This is a genomic window from Streptomyces sp. NPDC002520, from assembly GCF_053595235.1.
The window spans coordinates 42,374-59,848 of sequence record NZ_JBSFXG010000037.1 but is presented as its reverse complement, the minus strand read 5'-3'; the positions used below and the strand labels follow the sequence as shown (position 1 = coordinate 59,848).

The 17,475-nt window shown below is 69.1% G+C and carries 15 protein-coding genes, 1 tRNA gene and 2 pseudogenes; 2 read left to right on the top strand and 16 right to left on the bottom strand.

Annotated features, from left to right (window positions below; translation table 11 throughout):
* Window positions 1–41 precede the first annotated feature (41 nt).
* The 9 genes from rpoB to ACWD5D_RS35650 form a co-directional block, all read right to left on the bottom strand.
* Window positions 42–3,527, bottom strand: coding sequence for a DNA-directed RNA polymerase subunit beta (gene rpoB, locus ACWD5D_RS35690; RefSeq protein ID WP_451376963.1), 3,486 nt, complete (start codon window positions 3,525–3,527; stop codon window positions 42–44).
* A 568-nt stretch (window positions 3,528–4,095) separates the two neighbouring features.
* Complete coding sequence (gene rplL, locus ACWD5D_RS35685) at window positions 4,096–4,479, bottom strand: 50S ribosomal protein L7/L12 (protein WP_451376962.1); 384 nt, start codon at window positions 4,477–4,479, stop codon at window positions 4,096–4,098.
* A gap of 116 nt (window positions 4,480–4,595) precedes the next feature.
* Window positions 4,596–5,126, bottom strand: a complete 531-nt coding sequence (gene rplJ, locus ACWD5D_RS35680; protein ID WP_451376961.1) for a 50S ribosomal protein L10 — start codon at window positions 5,124–5,126, stop codon at window positions 4,596–4,598.
* A 319-nt stretch (window positions 5,127–5,445) separates the two neighbouring features.
* Window positions 5,446–6,381, bottom strand: coding sequence for a hypothetical protein (locus tag ACWD5D_RS35675; RefSeq protein ID WP_451376960.1), 936 nt, complete (start codon window positions 6,379–6,381; stop codon window positions 5,446–5,448).
* 192 nt (window positions 6,382–6,573) lie between these two features.
* A complete protein-coding gene (gene rplA, locus ACWD5D_RS35670) occupies window positions 6,574–7,299 on the bottom strand; it encodes a 50S ribosomal protein L1 (RefSeq protein ID WP_451376959.1) in 726 nt (241 codons plus the stop codon).
* Between the two features lie 105 nt (window positions 7,300–7,404).
* A complete protein-coding gene (gene rplK, locus ACWD5D_RS35665; RefSeq protein WP_046419431.1) occupies window positions 7,405–7,839 on the bottom strand; it encodes a 50S ribosomal protein L11 in 435 nt (144 codons plus the stop codon).
* Between the two features lie 169 nt (window positions 7,840–8,008).
* Complete coding sequence (gene nusG / locus ACWD5D_RS35660) at window positions 8,009–8,911, bottom strand: transcription termination/antitermination protein NusG (RefSeq protein ID WP_451376958.1); 903 nt, start codon at window positions 8,909–8,911, stop codon at window positions 8,009–8,011.
* 80 nt (window positions 8,912–8,991) lie between these two features.
* Window positions 8,992–9,279: a preprotein translocase subunit SecE gene (gene secE, locus ACWD5D_RS35655; RefSeq protein ID WP_451376957.1), complete on the bottom strand. Its 288-nt coding sequence runs from the start codon at window positions 9,277–9,279 to the stop codon at window positions 8,992–8,994.
* 103 nt (window positions 9,280–9,382) lie between these two features.
* Window positions 9,383–9,455: transfer RNA gene (locus ACWD5D_RS35650), tRNA-Trp, on the bottom strand.
* A gap of 260 nt (window positions 9,456–9,715) precedes the next feature.
* On the opposite strand from ACWD5D_RS35650, the gene ACWD5D_RS35645 reads away from it, so the two are divergent.
* Both ACWD5D_RS35645 and ACWD5D_RS35640 read left to right on the top strand, forming a co-directional pair.
* Complete coding sequence (locus ACWD5D_RS35645) at window positions 9,716–10,942, top strand: pyridoxal phosphate-dependent aminotransferase (protein WP_451376956.1); 1,227 nt, start codon at window positions 9,716–9,718, stop codon at window positions 10,940–10,942.
* A gap of 130 nt (window positions 10,943–11,072) precedes the next feature.
* Window positions 11,073–12,113: an adenosine deaminase gene (locus tag ACWD5D_RS35640; protein ID WP_451376955.1), complete on the top strand. Its 1,041-nt coding sequence runs from the start codon at window positions 11,073–11,075 to the stop codon at window positions 12,111–12,113.
* Here ACWD5D_RS35640 and ACWD5D_RS35635 read toward each other — a convergent pair.
* The 7 genes and pseudogenes from ACWD5D_RS35635 to ACWD5D_RS35605 all read right to left on the bottom strand — a co-directional run.
* Window positions 12,058–12,477 (bottom strand): annotated as a pseudogene (locus tag ACWD5D_RS35635) (hypothetical protein); the annotation flags it as partial. The gene ACWD5D_RS35640 and the pseudogene ACWD5D_RS35635 overlap by 56 nt on opposite strands.
* A gap of 115 nt (window positions 12,478–12,592) precedes the next feature.
* On the bottom strand, window positions 12,593–13,648 hold the full coding sequence (locus ACWD5D_RS35630; RefSeq protein ID WP_451376954.1) for a UDP-N-acetylmuramate dehydrogenase: 1,056 nt from the start codon (window positions 13,646–13,648) through the stop codon (window positions 12,593–12,595).
* A gap of 138 nt (window positions 13,649–13,786) precedes the next feature.
* Window positions 13,787–14,166 (bottom strand): annotated as a pseudogene (locus ACWD5D_RS35625) (DUF3291 domain-containing protein).
* Window positions 14,167–14,239: 73 nt separating this feature from the next.
* Window positions 14,240–15,700 (bottom strand): DHA2 family efflux MFS transporter permease subunit, encoded by a 1,461-nt coding sequence (locus ACWD5D_RS35620; protein WP_451376953.1) that lies wholly within the window; start codon window positions 15,698–15,700, stop codon window positions 14,240–14,242.
* A 101-nt stretch (window positions 15,701–15,801) separates the two neighbouring features.
* Entirely contained in the window at window positions 15,802–16,371 is a 570-nt protein-coding gene (locus ACWD5D_RS35615; RefSeq protein WP_451376952.1) for a TetR/AcrR family transcriptional regulator, read from the bottom strand.
* Between the two features lie 144 nt (window positions 16,372–16,515).
* Complete coding sequence (locus ACWD5D_RS35610) at window positions 16,516–16,944, bottom strand: MaoC family dehydratase (protein WP_451376951.1); 429 nt, start codon at window positions 16,942–16,944, stop codon at window positions 16,516–16,518.
* 7 nt (window positions 16,945–16,951) lie between these two features.
* Entirely contained in the window at window positions 16,952–17,404 is a 453-nt protein-coding gene (locus tag ACWD5D_RS35605; protein WP_451376950.1) for an FAS1-like dehydratase domain-containing protein, read from the bottom strand.
* Between the last annotated feature and the right edge of the window lie 71 nt (window positions 17,405–17,475).

The window sequence follows — 17,475 nt, the reverse complement described above, 5'->3', positions numbered from 1 at the left end:
GGTCGGCAGGGGCCCGTTGCTGGGCCCCTACCGGACTCCCGTCAGACCTCTTCGACGCTGCTCGGCTCGCGCCGGGACAGGTCGATGCCGAGCTCCTCCGCAGCGCGGAAGACGTCCTCGTCGGTGTCGCGCATCTCGATGGACATGCCGTCCGAGGACAGCACCTCCACGTTGAGGCACAGGGACTGCATCTCCTTGATGAGCACCTTGAAGGACTCGGGGATGCCGGGCTCGGGGATGTTCTCGCCCTTGACGATGGCCTCGTAGACCTTCACGCGGCCGGTGACGTCGTCGGACTTGATGGTCAGCAGCTCCTGGAGGGCGTACGCGGCGCCGTAGGCCTCGAGGGCCCACACCTCCATCTCACCGAACCGCTGGCCACCGAACTGGGCCTTACCACCCAGCGGCTGCTGGGTGATCATCGAGTACGGACCGGTCGAACGGGCGTGCAGCTTGTCGTCGACCAGGTGGTGGAGCTTGAGGATGTACATGTACCCGACGGAGATCGGGTCCGGGAACGGCTCGCCGGAGCGGCCGTCGAACAGCCTCGCCTTACCGGTCGGGAGCACCATGCGCTCGCCGTCGCGGTTCGGGATGGTGTGCTGGAGCAGACCCGCGAGCTCGTCCTCACGCGCGCCGTCGAAGACCGGGGTGGCGACGTTGGTGCGCGGGGCGACCTGGTCGGCACCGATGGCCTGCAGGCGCTGGGCCCACTCGTCCGCGAGGCCGGAGACGTCCCAGCCGCGGCTGGCGAGCCAGCCGAGGTGGATCTCCAGGACCTGTCCCGGGTTCATTCGGGACGGCACACCCAGCGGGTTGAGGATGATGTCGACCGGGGTGCCGTCCTCCAGGAACGGCATGTCCTCGATCGGCAGGATCTTGGAGATGACACCCTTGTTGCCGTGCCGGCCGGCGAGCTTGTCACCGTCGGTGATCTTGCGCTTCTGCGCCACGTAGACACGAACCAGCTGGTTCACGCCCGGCGGCAGCTCGTCGCCCTCCTCACGGTCGAAGACGCGGACGCCGATGACCTTGCCGGTCTCGCCGTGCGGCACCTTCAGCGAGGTGTCACGGACCTCACGGGCCTTCTCACCGAAGATCGCGCGCAGCAGACGCTCCTCGGGGGTCAGCTCGGTCTCACCCTTCGGGGTGACCTTGCCGACGAGGATGTCACCGGCGATGACCTCGGCACCGATACGGATGATGCCGCGCTCGTCCAGGTCCGCGAGGACCTCCTCGGAGACGTTCGGGATGTCCCGGGTGATCTCCTCGGGGCCGAGCTTGGTGTCACGGGCGTCGACCTCGTGCTCCTCGATGTGGATCGAGGAGAGGACGTCGTCCTGCACGAGGCGCTGCGACAGGATGATCGCGTCCTCGTAGTTGTGACCCTCCCACGGCATGAACGCCACGAGCAGGTTCTTGCCCAGGGCCATCTCACCGTTCTCGGTGGCCGGACCGTCGGCGAGGACCTGGCCCTCGATGATCCGGTCGCCCTCGTTGACGATGACCTTCTGGTTGACCGAGGTGCCCTGGTTGGAGCGCGAGAACTTGTGCAGGCGGTACGTGATGTACGTGCCGTCGTCGTTCGTGGTGGTGATGTAGTCGGCGGAGACCTCCTGGACCACACCCGCCTTCTCGGCCTTGACCACGTCGCCGGCGTCGACCGCGGAGCGGTACTCCATGCCGGTGCCGACGAGCGGGGCCTCGGACTTGATCAGCGGCACGGCCTGACGCATCATGTTCGCGCCCATGAGGGCACGGTTGGCGTCGTCGTGCTCGAGGAACGGGATCATGGCGGTCGCGACCGACACCATCTGGCGCGGCGAGACGTCCATGTAGTCGACGTCCTCGCCGCCGACGTAGTCGACCTCGCCGCCACGGCGGCGGACGAGCACGCGGTTCTCGGCGAAGCGGAGCTCGTCGGTCAGCGGCGCGTTGGCCTGCGCGATGACGAACCGGTCCTCTTCGTCGGCGGTCAGGTAGTCGACCTCGTCGGTGACCTGGCCGTCGATGACCTTGCGGTACGGCGTCTCGACGAAGCCGAACGCGTTGACCCGGCCGTAGGAGGCGAGCGAGCCGATCAGACCGATGTTCGGGCCTTCAGGGGTCTCGATCGGGCACATGCGGCCGTAGTGCGACGGGTGCACGTCACGGACCTCGAAGCCGGCCCGCTCGCGGGAGAGACCACCCGGACCGAGCGCCGACAGACGGCGCTTGTGGGTGAGACCCGACAGCGGGTTGTTCTGGTCCATGAACTGGGACAGCTGGCTGGTGCCGAAGAACTCCTTGATGGAGGCGACGACCGGCCGGATGTTGATCAGGGTCTGCGGCGTGATCGCCTCGACGTCCTGGGTGGTCATGCGCTCGCGCACGACACGCTCCATACGGGCGAGACCCGTACGGACCTGGTTCTGGATGAGCTCGCCGACGCTGCGCAGACGACGGTTGCCGAAGTGGTCGATGTCGTCGGTCTCGACGACGATCGTGCCACCGCTGTCACCGGTGGTCTCGGTCTCGCCCGCGTGCAGCTTGACCAGGTACTTGATCGTCGAGATGACGTCCTCGACGGTCAGGATGCCCGCGTCGAGCGGAGCGTCCGCACCCAGCTTCTTGTTGACCTTGTAGCGGCCGACCTTGGCGAGGTCGTAGCGCTTCGGGTTGAAGTAGAGGTTCTCGAGCAGCGTCTGCGCGGCCTCACGCGTGGGGGGCTCGCCCGGACGCAGCTTGCGGTAGATGTCCAGCAGCGCGTCGTCCTGGCCCTGGGTGTGGTCCTTCTCCAGGGTGGCGCGCATCGACTCGTACTCGCCGAACTCCTCGAGGATCTGCTCGGTGGTCCAGCCGAGCGCCTTGAGCAGCACGGTGACCGACTGCTTGCGCTTGCGGTCGATACGGACACCGACCATGTCGCGCTTGTCGATCTCCATCTCCAGCCAGGCACCCCGGGACGGGATGATCTTGGCGGAGAAGATGTCCTTGTCGGACGTCTTGTCGATGGAGGAGTCGAAGTAGACACCGGGGGAACGGACCAGCTGAGACACAACGACACGCTCGGTGCCGTTGATGACGAAGGTGCCCTTGTTCGTCATGAGCGGGAAGTCGCCCATGAAGACCGTCTGGGACTTGATCTCACCGGTCTCGTTGTTGGTGAACTCGGCGGTGACGAAGAGCGGGGCGGCGTACGTGAAGTCGCGCTCCTTGCACTCGTCGATGGAGTTCTTCGGCGGCTCGAAGCGGTGGTCCCGGAACGTCAGGGACATCGACCCGGAGAAGTCCTCGATCGGGGAGATCTCCTCGAAGATCTCCTCCAGACCGGACTTGGTGGGGACGTCCTGACCGTTCTCAAGAGCCTCCTCGACCCGACTCTGCCAAGCTGTGTTGCCGAGCAGCCAGTCGAAGCTCTCGGTCTGCAGCGCGAGCAGGTTCGGAACCTCGAGAGGCTCCTTGATCTTTGCAAAGGAGATGCGCAGCGGGGCGGTGCTGGCGCCGTTGTTCGTATTCGCGGTCGAGGCGTTGCGCGAGGCGGCCAAGAGGGGGTCCTTCCGAGGGCTCGGACTCACTACGCGCGTACCGGTCCCTCTCCCATGCACGGAGACGGAAACCCCAGGTCGGAGGGGCTTCGGCCATCGGTGCTCGAGTGAGGGCAGACCCCTGGTGACGGGCAGGGGACAGCTAACAGGCAGCGCAAAGGGACAGTGTAGCCACTTGGCACACTGATGTCCAGTGCGGGTTTTGCGAGACCCTCGTTTTTCCCAACGCCCTCGTCACGTCCTCGGGATGTTGCCCTCAACGCACGTTGATACTGCCCTCTTCGTCGTCGATCCATGCCTCGGATTCGGATCCTTGTGACGACGCGTCCTGAGAATTGCGCGCTGCGTGCGGTTCGTCAAGGCCCCCCTGCCGGAACAGGGCCGTCCTGAGACACGACGAAGATCACCATACCCCTCGCCATCGCGAGCGCAAGGCAACCGTGGACGGCCCTCCGAACACGCCGAAGAGCGACCACCCGGATGGATGATCGCTCTTCGGTGCGTTCGCGTTACAGCCCTACCGGGCCGTGTTCAGCGCGCAGCGAGGTTCGAGGAACCCCGGAAGGTCTTACTTGACCTCGACGGAGGCACCGGCGCCCTTGAGGGACTCGGCGGCCTTCTCGGCGGCGTCCTTGGCGACCTTCTCGAGGACGGGCTTCGGGGCACCGTCGACGAGGTCCTTGGCCTCCTTCAGACCCAGCGAGGTCAGCTCACGCACGACCTTGATGACCTGGATCTTCTTGTCGCCGGCGCCGGTGAGGATGACGTCGAACTCGTCCTTCTCCTCGACGGCCTCGGCCGGGGCACCCGGGGCGCCCGGGGCGGCGACGGCGACCGCGGCGGCGGCGGTGACGTCGAACTTCTCCTCGAAGGCCTTCACGAACTCGGAGAGCTCGATGAGGGTCATCTCCTCGAACTGCGCGAGCAGGTCTTCCTGGCTGAGCTTCGCCATGATGGGCGATCCTTCCACTAATTCGGCAGGTGCCGGATGTACTGGGTAAGGCGGGCGTACGTCGGCCCGCTGCGACCCGTGCCGCCTAGGCGGCCAAGGTCAGAAAGCGAGCCGAATTACTCGGCACCGCCCTGCTCGGCCTGCTTGGCGCGCAGCGCGTCCACGGTGCGGACGAGCTTCGACGGCAGCGCCTGGAAGAGCTGAGCAGCCTGGGACTGCTTGCCCTTGAAGGCACCGGCCAGCTTGCTGAGCAGAACCTCGCGGGACTCGAGGTCCGCAAGCTTCTTGATCTCGTCGGCGCTGAGCGCCTTGCCGTCAAGGACACCGCCCTTGATGACGAGATTCGGGTTGTCCTTGGCGAAGTCACGAAGACCCTTCGCCGACACCACCGGGTCACCGGTGACGAAGGCGACGGCCGTCGGGCCAGCGAAGAGCTGGTCCTCCAGCGTGATCCCGGCCTCCTTGGCCGCGATCTTGGTCAGCGTGTTCTTCACCACGGCGTACTGGGCGTTCTCACCGAGCGACCGGCGCAGCGTCTTGAGCTGCGCCACGGTGAGACCGCGGTACTCGGTCAGCACGGCGGCGTTGGAGCTGCGGAACTTGTCCGTCAGCTCCGCAACCGCGGCAGCCTTGTCGGGCCTCGCCATAGAGCCTCGGCCTCCTTCCGGGTGATTCGGACCGCGCGGACCCGAAGGAGGACTGGGCAAAACAAACGCCCCGGCGCAGGCGCACGGGGCGGACTCGACCGGCGGCACACGCTCTCGCGTCTGCTCCGGGAGTACTTCCACTGACACCTGCGCGGGTCGCCCACTTTTCAGCGGATCCTTCGGCCACCACACCCTCGTTGGAGCGTGCGGCAACGACCAGCGGTCTTTGGCTTCGGTGGAAGAGTACGGGACCGGGACGCCGTCGAGCAAATCGGGCTCTCGGCGGCCCCGGTCCCTGGGATCCGAAGGCGCTGCCGCCTCAGGAGGCTGCGCTGGTGCTGCTGCCGCTGCTGGTGTCCGGGCCGCCCGGCGTCATGCCGCCGGCGCGCATCAGGTCCTTGAAGTCCTCGGTGTCGGAGGCCGGGGGCGCCACGGCTGCGACCTTGACGCCGTAGTCGCTGTAGTAGGCGGTGCTGACCATGCGGCCGGCCGCCATGTCGGCCTTCTCGGTCTTCTTGACCATCAGGTTCTGGTCGTTGACCCAGATGTCGACGGTCTCCGTGGTGACGCCGGCCTTCTCGAGCTGCTTCTTCAGGGAGCCCAGCTGGGAGGCGGTGAGGTTGTGGTTGGTCCTGCCGGCCAGGTCGGCCACGTTCACCGTGCCCGAGTAGTGCGTGGTGTGCTGGCCGGAGACGGTCTCCTCACCGGCCTTTTTCACGTCACCGGAGGCCAGCAGCAGCCGCACCGACTGGTTCGGCGTGCTGTTCTGCATCTGGTCCTTCATGTACGCGCCTGAGCCGCCGCCGAGCGCGGCCAGGTCGGCGTACGCGTACCTGATCCAGTGCTTGCCGCCGAACTGCTGGGCGAACTTCTCGCTCATCCTGGCGTAGTAGGCGTCCGGCAGATAGCGGGCCTGCATCGAGGCCGTGCCGGCCTTGCGCATCGCCTCGGCCAGCCTGCCGCCGGTGTAGTTGACGGTGAGGTTGCCCTTGAGGCCGTCGCCCCAGGACAGGGTGCCGTCGGCCGACATGGTCACGGCGGTGCCGATCTCCATGGTGGAGCGGACCTTGGCCGAGTCCGCCTTGTCGGTGGACTTCTCCGCGGAACGCAGGGCCGCGACGGGGCTGACGTGCGTGAGGCTCCTGCCGACCGCCTTGTCGCCCTTCCCGGAGTCGGTGCCGCACGCGGCCACCCCGGCCAGCGCGGTCACCACGGCTGTCGACAGGGTCACCCGGCGAACGGTCGTGCTCTTCATGTAGCCCCCACCCCTATGCGTGTCCTGTGCCAGAACCGTAGCCCAGGCGACCGACAGTCGCGCGAAAGGCCTTACACACAGCGGTCGTGCGCAAGGCCGTACAGCGAAAAGGACGGACCCCGCACCTCGAAGGTTGCGGGGTCCGCCCTTTTCGCTGACGCGTCCGTGACGCGGCTACCGGGTGAGCGGGGCTCAGACGGCGGCCGGGTCCTCCTCGGTGAGGAGGTTACGGGTGCGGTTCGAGTCGAGCGGAATGCCGGGGCCCATCGTGGTGCTGATGGCGGCCTTCTTGATGTAGCGACCCTTGGCGGCGGACGGCTTCAGACGGAGGATCTCCTCCAGGGCCGCGCCGTAGTTCTCCACCAGCTGGGTGTCGTCGAACGACGTCTTGCCGATGATGAAGTGCAGGTTCGAGTGCTTGTCGACGCGGAACTCGATCTTGCCGCCCTTGATCTCGGTCACAGCCTTGGCGGTGTCCGGGGTCACGGTGCCGGTCTTCGGGTTCGGCATCAGACCACGGGGGCCGAGGACGCGGCCGAGGCGGCCGACCTTGCCCATGAGGTCCGGGGTGGCGACGACGGCGTCGAAGTCCAGACGGCCCTTCGCCACCTCGTCGATCAGCTCGTCGGCGCCGACGATGTCGGCGCCCGCGGCACGCGCGGCCTCGGCACGGTCACCGGTCGCGAAGACCAGGACCCGGGCGGTCTTACCGGTGCCGTGCGGAAGGTTCACGGTGCCACGGACCATCTGGTCGGCCTTACGCGGGTCGACACCCAGACGGAAGGCGACCTCGACGGTGCCGTCGAACTTGGACGTGGAGGTCTCCTTGGCGAGACGGACGGCCTCGAGCGGGGCGTACAGCTTCTCCCGGTCGACCTTGGCGTCCGCAGCGCGGAGAGCCTTGCTGCGCTTGCTCACAACTGCTCCTGTGTGTTCGGTGAGGAGTCGTGGTGTACGGGCCGAGCAGGCCCTACCACGTGCGGCTGCGTATTCGGCAGCTGCATGGTTCTACGAAGGTGGGGTTCAGCCCTCGACCGTGACGCCCATGGAACGCGCGGTACCGGCGATGATCTTCGCGGCGGCGTCCAGGTCGTTGGCGTTGAGGTCGGGCATCTTCGTCGTGGCGATCTCGCGGACCTGCGCCTCGGTGATCTTGGCGACCTTGGTCTTGTGCGGCTCGCCGGAGCCCTTCTCGACGCCCGCGGCCTTGAGGATCATCTTGGCGGCCGGCGGCGTCTTGGTCACGAAGGTGAAGGAACGGTCCTCGTAGACCGTGATCTCCACCGGGATGACCCAGCCACGCTGCGACTCGGTCGCGGCGTTGTAGGCCTTGCAGAACTCCATGATGTTGACGCCGTGCTGACCCAGCGCGGGGCCGACCGGCGGGGCCGGGTTGGCGGCGCCGGCCTGGATCTGGAGCTTGATGAGCCCCGTGACCTTCTTCTTCTTGGGAGGCATGGCTCTCCGGGTCCTTTCAATTCGGGTCCTGCCCGCTTCCAGGGACCACCCGGACGCAGGCATACCGCACAACGATAACGGGTATGGATGTGCGGCCAAAAACCGAGCAGGTCAGACGAGCTGTGACAGCTCGTCCGACCCGGCCGGTGGCTCAGTTCGCCGAAAGGCGTCAGTTCTTCTGGATCTGGTCGAAGCTCAGCTCGACCGGCGTCTCGCGACCGAAGATCTCGACCAGGCCCTTGACCTTCTTCGAGTCGGGGTTGATCTCGTTGATGGTTGCCTGGAGCGTGGCGAACGGGCCGTCGGTGACGGTGACCGAGTCGCCGACCTCGAAGTCCAGCACCTGGACCTCGACCTTGCGCTGCGGGGCAGGCTTGCCCTCGGCCTCGGCGGCCTCGCGGGCGGCCTTCTCCTCGGCCTCCGGGGCGAGCATCTTGACGATCTCGTCCAGGGTCAGCGGGTACGGGTCGTAGGCGTTGCCGACGAAGCCGGTGACGCCCGGGGTGTTGCGGACGACGCCCCAGGACTCGTTCGTCAGGTCCATGCGGACCAGGACGTAACCCGGCAGCTTGTTCTGCTTGATCGTCTTGCGGTCGCCGTTCTTGATCTGGACGACCTCTTCCTGCGGCACCTCGGCCTGGAAGATGTAGTCCTCGACGTTCAGCGAGACGGCGCGCTGCTCCAGGTTGGTCTTCACGCGGTTCTCGTAACCGGCGTAGGTGTGGATGACGTACCACTCGCCGGGCAGCGTGCGCAGTTCCTCGCGCAGGGCCTGGACCGGGTCGACGGGCTCGGCCGGCTCTTCCTCGACGACCTCGGCGGCGGCTTCCTCGCCGTCCTCGGCCTCGACGTCCTCGGTCTCGACCTCGTCGGCCTCGACCTCGTCGGTCTCGACGTCCTCGTCCTCGGCGTGCAGCGCGGCCTCCTCGGCCGGCTCCTCCGCCTCGGTCTCGGCAGCCTCGAACTCGTCCTGCTCGTCCGCGCCCTCGACGATGTCGAGCTCGTCGTCCACCGTCTCGGCAGCAGCAGCGCGAGGCTCGGTGGCGTCGTCGTTCAGGTTCGGGTCAGACACGATGGCTGCTTCTTCCTGGATACATAGGGGTGGAACATGCGAAAAGGGGCGCCGGTACCACGGCGCCCTTCGCTCTTGGCTCAGCCGAAAACGTACTTGGCCGCGTGGTTGAGCCCATAGTCAATCACGGTCACCAGGGCGATCATGATGGCGACGAAGAAGATCACCACGGTGGTGTACGACGTCAGCTGGTTACGCGACGGCCAGACGACCTTGCGGAGTTCCGCGACGATCTGGCGGTAGAAGATCGCGAGGCGCTTCAGCGGGCCCTTCTTGGCGCGCTTGCCGCCCTTGCGGGCCTTCTTCTTGGACTCGGGCACCTCGTCCTGGGCATCAGGCGTGTCGATGGAGCCCACGGCGTCCGTCATGCGTCCTCACCTGATCCCGGGGTATGGCCGTGCCGCGCCCGGTTCCTGAGCCGCACGGCGGTGCATTGCTGTACGTACGCACACATCCTGGCGGTGTGTGTAGCAGGGCCGGAGGGACTTGAACCCCCAACCGCCGGTTTTGGAGACCGGTGCTCTACCAATTGAGCTACGACCCTTTGTCCGTCCCCCAACGTACCGCATTCGGGCGGGTGCTCGGTGTGCACCGTCCGTACTGCGGCTGCTGGAGGCCAACGAGGTGAGAGTGTACGTGGTCTGCGGCTCGGCGTCGAACAGAAAGCGCCCGTCCGAAGCCCCGAGACCGAAGATCGTCCTGGCCGGGGGCGAGATTCGCATGACTGTTCACGCCTCGACCCTTGGCTGTTCAGTCTGTGAAACCCGTGTGCCGGGGACATTTCCGGTCTGGAACGATGGCCCCATGAGCGCTGCAACCCCTCCCACCGAGCGCCGGGTCTCCGCCCGAGTCGGCGCGATCTCCGAGTCCGCCACCCTCGCCGTGGACGCCAAGGCCAAGGCCCTCAAGGCCGCCGGGCGTCCGGTGATCGGCTTCGGTGCCGGTGAGCCCGACTTCCCGACCCCGGACTACATCGTCGCCGCCGCGATCGAGGCCTGCAAGAACCCGAAGTACCACCGCTACACGCCGGCCGGCGGCCTGCCCGAGCTGAAGGCCGCGATCGCCGCGAAGACGCTGCGCGACTCGGGCTACGAGGTCGACGCCTCGCAGGTCCTGGTCACCAACGGCGGCAAGCAGGCCATCTACGAGGCGTTCGCCGCCATCCTCGACCCGGGCGACGAGGTCATCGTCCCGGCGCCGTACTGGACGACGTACCCGGAGTCGATCCGCCTGGCCGGCGGTGTCCCGGTGGAGGTCGTCGCCGACGAGACGACCGGCTACCGCGTCTCGGTCGAGCAGCTGGAGGCGGCGCGCACGGAGAGGACGAAGGTCGTGCTCTTCGTCTCCCCGTCCAACCCCACCGGCGCGGTCTACAGCGCCGAGGAGACCGAGGCGATCGGCCGCTGGGCCGTCGAGCACGGCCTGTGGGTGCTGACCGACGAGATCTACGAGCACCTCGTCTACGGCGACGCGACGTTCACCTCGCTGCCCACGGTCGTGCCCGAACTGCGCGACAAGTGCATCGTGGTCAACGGTGTGGCGAAGACGTACGCCATGACCGGCTGGCGCGTGGGCTGGCTCATCGGCCCCAAGGACGTGGTCAAGGCCGCGACGAACCTCCAGTCGCACGCCACCTCGAACGTCTCCAACGTGGCCCAGGCGGCCGCGCTGGCCGCCGTCTCCGGCGACCTGGAGGCCGTCGCGAAGATGCGCGAGGCCTTCGACCGCCGCCGCCGCACGATCGTGCGGATGCTCAACGAGATCGACGGTGTGCTCTGCCCGGAGCCCGAGGGCGCCTTCTACGTCTACCCGTCGGTCAGGGCCCTGCTCGGCAAGGAGATCCGCGGGCAGCGTCCGAAGGACTCCGTGGAGCTGGCCGCGCTGATCCTGGAGGAGGCCGAGGTCGCGGTCGTCCCGGGCGAGGCGTTCGGCACGCCGGGCTACCTGCGGCTGTCGTACGCGCTCGGTGACGAGGACCTCGTCGAGGGCGTGAGCCGGATCCAGAAGCTGCTGGCGGAGGCGCGGGACTGACGTTCCGGTCCTCGGTCCGGTGAGGGGCGGCGGGTGAGTTCACCCGCCGCCCCTGCTTCGTTTGTGCGAGCAAGACCACGAACGGGGAAACGGCTACCGGGAAGACATCCCCGTACGGCAGGATCTTCAGATGGAGCGTGTACGTGATGTCTCTGAGCTGCCGAAAGCCCATCTGCACCTGCACTTCACCGGCTCGATGCGGCCGGCGACCGTCCTGGAGCTGGCCGACAAGTACGGCGTGCGCCTGCCCGATGCGCTGACGGAGGCGCTGACCAGCGGGGAGCCGCCGAGGCTGCGGGCCACGGACGAGCGGGGCTGGTTCCGCTTCCAGCGGTTGTACGACGCGGCGCGCTCGTGCCTGCGGGAGCCCGAGGACATCCAGCGGCTGGTCCGGGAGGCCGCCGAGGAGGATCTGAGGGACGGCTCGGGCTGGCTGGAGATCCAGGTGGACCCGACGTCGTACGCGCCCCGGCTGGGCGGTCTGATCCCGGCGCTGGAGATCATCCTGGACGCGGTGGAGACGACGTCCCGGGACACCGGGCTCGGGATGCGGCTGCTGGTGGCCGCGAACCGTATGAAGCACCCCCTGGACGCGCGCACGCTGGCCCGGCTGGCGGTGCGGTACGCGGACCGGGGCGTGGTGGGCTTCGGGCTGTCCAACGACGAGCGGCGGGGCATGGCGCGGGACTTCGACCGGGCCTTCCACATCGCCCGGGAGGGCGGCCTGCTGTCGGCCCCGCACGGCGGCGAGCTGACCGGCCCGGCGTCGGTCCGCGACTGCCTGGACGATCTGCACGCCTCGCGGATCGGCCACGGGGTGCGCGCGGCGGAGGACCCGCGGCTGCTGAAGCGGCTGGCCGACCGGGGCGTGACCTGCGAGGTCTGCCCGGCCTCGAACGTGGCGCTGGGCGTCTACGAGAAGCCCGAGGACGTCCCGCTGCGCACCTTGTTCGAGGCCGGCGTCCCGATGGCCCTCGGCGCCGACGACCCGCTGCTCTTCGGTTCCCGCCTCGCCGCCCAGTACGACATCGCCCGCCACCACCACGCCTTCACGGACGCCGAACTCGCGGAACTGGCCCGCCAGTCGGTGCGGGCCTCGGCGGCGCCCGAGGAGGTCAGGGAGCGGCTGCTGGCCGGCGTCGACGACTGGCTGGTGCGCCCGGCGGCCTGAAGTGGGCGTAGGGCGGATAGGGCTTGAAGCAGACCAGGACGTCGGCGGGGTGCCCGCCACCGGGCGGCTGGACCAGCGCCGGCAGCTCCGCCATCAGCGCGGAGGCTCCCTCGGCGACGCGCTTGTGGCGCGGGCCCCAGCCGGCCGCGTGGGCGAACCAGGTGGCGGTCTCGGCGAACACGTCCCGGCTGCCGAACAGGAAGAACGTGCGGGCGTGCGTGGCGTGCCGCAGCTCGTCCCGGAAGTCTGCCCGTTCCCGGCGTGCGCGCCAGGACGCGGCGTCCCGCGCGGTGCGCGCCTCGTCGGTGCGCACGGTCAGCGGGGTGCCCGGCCCGAGCCGGCGGCGCGGCTGGGCGGCTGGGCGGCTGGGCGGCTGGGCGGCTGGGCGGCTGGGCGGCTGGGCGGCTGGGCGATCCTGCCGGTCCTGTGGGTCCTGCCGGTTGCGGGCGACCCACGCCCCGGCTCCCCGGGGCGGGCCCCTACAGGCTCACGCCGATCGTCACCGGCTCGTTGACCAGGGTGATCCCGAAGGCCTCACGGACTCCGGCGACGACCTCGCGGGCCAGGGCCAGCAGGTCCTCGGTGGTGGCGTCACCCCGGTTGGTGAGGGCGAGGGTGTGCTTGGTGGAGATGCGGGCGGGGCCGGCGCCGTAGCCCTTGGTGAAGCCGGCCTTGTCGATCAGCCAGGCCGCGGATGTCTTGGTGCGCCCCTCCCCCGCCGGGTAGGCGGGCGGCTCGGCGCCCTCGCCGAGCCGCTCGCCCACGCGCGCGTGGAACGCGGCGAACTGCTCGTCGGTGAGGATCGGGTTGGTGAAGAAGGACCCGGCGGACCAGCTGTCGTGGTCCTCGGGGTCGAGGACCATGCCCTTGCCGGCACGCAGCTTCAGCACGGTCGCGCGGGCGTCGGCCAGGGGGACCCGGTTGCCGGTCCGCACGCCGAGCGCGCGGGCCGTCTCGGCGTACCGGATCGGCGCCGACCGCCCGTCGGCGTCCTCCAGCTCGAAGCGGACCCGCAGGACGACGTAGCGCTCCGGGTCGGCCTTGAAGCGGCTGTGGCGGTACGAGAAGGCGCACTCCTCGTTCGTCAGCGTGACGGTCTCGCCGGCCCGGCGGTCGTACGCGATCACCTCGGTGATCGTCGAGGAGACCTCCTGGCCGTAGGCGCCCACGTTCTGGATCGGGGTGGCGCCCGCGGAGCCCGGGATGCCGGCCAGGCACTCGATACCGGCGAGGCCGGCCTCGACGGTGCGGGCGACGGCGTCCGTCCACACCTCGCCTGCCGCCAGCTCCAGCGTGGTGCCGCGCAGCTCGATGCCGCGGGTGGCGATGAGCAGGGCGGTGCCGTCGAAGCCCTTGTCGCCGATGACCAGGTTGGATCCGCCGCCGATGACCAGCAGCGGGGTCCCGCTGTCGTCGGCCTCGCGGACGGCGTCGATCACCTCGGCGTCGGTGGTGGCGGTGACCAGCCGGGCCGCGGGACCGCCCAGCCGGAAGGTGGTCAGCGGGGCGAGGGGGGCGTCGTGGAGTACCTGCACGCGCCCAAGACTACGAGACGGCACGGACAGCCCGGTGGCACCGGCCCTCGGCTCGCGCCACGCGCGCGTGGGGCCCCGATCCGGGAACCGGGGCCCTGCGCGCGTGCTCGTGATCACGGCCCGCCGGCTCAGCTCAGTTCAGCTCAGCCGTCGGAAGGCCTCCGACCGGCTCACCGGCAGGTCGTCGCCCGACGCCTGCCAGCTCGCGAACTTGGCGTCCCGCATCTGCGGGGCGAGGCCCCTGGCGCTCGGTCCGTGGGCGCCGGAGAGGGCGAAGGCGCGCAGCACGTCCGGCGACTCCCCGGCGGACAGGGTCCAGAACGTCCGCCGCAGGGGCTGCGCCTTCAGCGACGCCCCGTAGGCGCCGGGCGCCCGGCCGACCTGCCGCCACACGGCCGGCGTGCGCAGGAAGAACCGGAGGGCTCCGGCAAGGGTGCGGGTCTCGAACCGCGAGGCGAAGACGTGGACCTCGGCACCGGCCGGCGGGGGGCCGGGGCGGTCCAGGGCAGGGTGGGCATGACCGTTTCTCCTTCCGTTGCCTGTTGCCTGTTGCCTTGCCGTGTGGACTGTCTGCTGCCTTGCACGTGCGGGTCAGAGGGAGAGGGCTTCGACGGCCGGTGCGGGAGCGTGCTCGGCCGGGGCCACGTCGCTGCGCGCCCTCCGCCGGGCCGGGATCACCAGCGCCGCGACCGCCGCCAGGGCGATCACCCCGGAGCCGGTGACCAGAGCGGGCCGCAGGCCGTCCACGAAGGCCTGCGCGCTCCCGTAGCCGCCCTGCGCGGAGAAGATCGACGACATGACGGCGATGCCGAGCGCGCCGCCCACCTCACGCAGCGCGTTGTTGGCGCCGGAGGCGATGCCCTGCTCCTGCGGGCGGACGCTGGACATCACCAGGTTGGCGGCGGGGGCGAAGTACAGCGCCATCCCGACGCCGCTGACGATCAGGCCGGGCAGCTGGGCGCCGTAGGAGACGTCGGCCCTGACCACGGAGGCCAGGTAGCCGAGCCCGGCGGCCTGGAGGAACAGGCCGACGGCGACGACCGGCCGGCCGCCGATGCGGTCGGAGAGGATCCCGGCGACGGGGGCGACGAGCATCGGCATCCCCGTCCACGGCAGCATCCGCAGGCCCGCCTCGGTGGGCGAGTAGCCGAGCACCCCCTGCATGTACTGGCTGAGCAGGAAGATCGAGCCGAACATCCCGAGGAACATCAGCAGGCTCGCGGCGTTGATCCCCGAGAAGGCGCGGGCACGGAACAGCCGCATGGGGAGCATGGGGTTCTCGGCCCGTGCGCTGTAGAGGACGAAGCCGGCCAGCAGCGCACTGCCCGCGAACAGCCCGGTCAGGACGAGGGAGCTGGTCCAGCCGTTGGCGGGCCCGCGGACGAGGCCGTACACGATCCCGAACAGACCGCCGCTGGCGAGCAGGGTGCCGGGGGCGTCGAGCGGGGCGCCGGTGCCGTGGGACTCCGCGAGCCGGAGGCGGGCCAGGGGCAGCAGGGCGACGCCGAGCGGAACGTTCAGCCAGAAGATCCAGTGCCAGGAGACGTGCTCCGTGAGGCTGCCGCCGATGAGCGGCCCGGAGGCGACCGCGAGACCGTTGACGGCGCCCCAGATGCCGTACGCCAGCCCTCGCCTGGCGGCGGGTACGGCCGCTGTCAGCAGGGTGAGCGTCAGCGGCATCATGACGGCCGCGCCGACGCCCTGGACCGCGCGGGCGGCGATGAGGTAGTCGATGTCGGGGGCCATGGCCGCGGCCGCGGAGGCGCCGGTGAAGACGGTGAGTCCGGCGAGGAAGAGCCGGCGCCGTCCGAACCGGTCGCCGAGCGCGGCGCCGGTCATCAGCAGGACGGCGAAGGTGAGCGTGTAGGCGCTCACGGTCCACTCCAGGTCGTCCGGCGCGCCCCCGAGGTCCTTCCGGATGGAGGGCAGCGCGGTGGTGACGACAAGGTTGTCGAGGGCCGCCATGAATCCGGCGACGCTGGTGATGACGAGGACCCAGACGGCCCCCGTGCGTGATGTTGTGGTGCTCGGTGCCGCGGTCTGCTGTGACATCGCTGACATCGCTCCCCCCGTGCGTTGAGCGTGATCGTTGATTAGTTATTGATGACTAACTTTTGTGGCCAGGAGAGAGCCGGAGCCCCATGACCGCCGCGCTACTCCTCCTGCCACCCGTCAGGCTGAGCAGACGGGTACATCCCCTGCCAGACCTGATGGCCGGGCGGAAACCCCATGGCGGTCAGGGTGTTGACGAGCATTCCGTAGGCCATGAAGACGGTGGTCCCGTTCACGTCCGCCCCCAGGGGCAGATGCACGGTCTCCCAGAGCCGCATCCAGCTGGCCCGCACCGCCTCGCCGAACTCCTGGTCGCCCTCGGCCTCGGCGGCCGCGACCGTGATGTACGTCTGCATCTGCATCAGGAGCCTCTCCGGATGCTCCTGGATCAGCCGCACGTACGCCTGGCCCATGGCATGCAGCGCCTCCTCCCCCGTGAGCCCCTCGGACGCCTCTGCGAAGACACGGCGTGTGTCCTCGACGCAGCGCAGCGAGGCGGCGGCGAAGATCGCCTTCTTGCCCGGGAAGAGCCGGAAGAGGTACGGCTGCGAGACCCCGACCCGCTTGGCGATCGCCTCGGTCGAGGTGCCGTAGTAGCCCCTCTGCGCGAACTCGGCGATCGCGGCACGAATGACACTCTCGCGCCGGTCCTCGGCGCTCATCCTGACCATGTCCAGAAAGTTAGTACTCAATCACTAACTAGGTCAAGGGGTTGCGCGTACCGGTACGCGCAAGGGGCGCCCCGCCGTTGGAAACGCCCCTTACATCAGCACATCGGGAACATCAGGTACATCAGGCGCATCGGGCCGGAGCCGTCAGGCCAGTCGTACGACCGCCCGGGACATGCCCAGCACCTTCTGGCCGCCGCTCGTCGCGGTCAGGTCCACGCGCACCGTGTTGTCGTCGAGCTTGGCCGCGACCTTGGCGCTGACCTCGATCTCGGCGCCCTTGTCGTCGTTGGGTACGACGACCGGCTTGGTGAAGCGGACGCCGTACTCCACGACCGCGCCCGGGTCGCCGGTCCAGTCGGTGACCACGCGGATCGCCTCGGCCATGGTGAACATGCCGTGCGCGATGACGTCCGGCAGGCCCACCTCCTTGGCGAACCTCTCGTTCCAGTGGATGGGGTTGAAGTCCCCGGAGGCACCCGCGTACCGCACCAGCGTGGCGCGGGTCACGGGGAAGGTCCGGGCCGGCAGTTCGGTGCCGACCTCGACGTCGTCGTACGCGATCTTCGCCGTCATCGGCACCTCACGCCTCCTCGGCCGCGCGGGCCACCAGCTTGGTCAGGGCGGTCACCACGTGCTCGCCCGCCTCGTCGTGCACCTCACCCCGGATGTCCAGGATGTCGTTGCCCGCCAGGGACTTGATCGCCTCGATGGTGGAGGTGACGGTCAGCCGGTCGCCCGCGCGCACGGGGCGGCTGTAGGCGAACTTCTGGTCGCCGTGCACCACTCGGCTGTAGTCCAGGCCGAGCTGGGGGTCCTCGACGACCTGCCCGGCGGCACGGAAGGTGATGGAGAACACGAAGGTCGGCGGGGCGATCACATCGGAGTGACCGAACGCCTTGGCGGCCTCCGGATCCGTGTACACGGGGTTGGTGTCCCCGACCGCCTCGGCGAACTCACGGATCTTCTCCCGGCCCACCTCGTAGGGCGCGGTGGGCGGGTAGGTCCGCCCCACGAAGGACTGGTCGAGCGCCATGGCCCGGCACCTCCTGGTCTCACTGGTCTCGGCGGCGTCGCTGTCTCAGCCGCTCGTGAAACGACATGAGG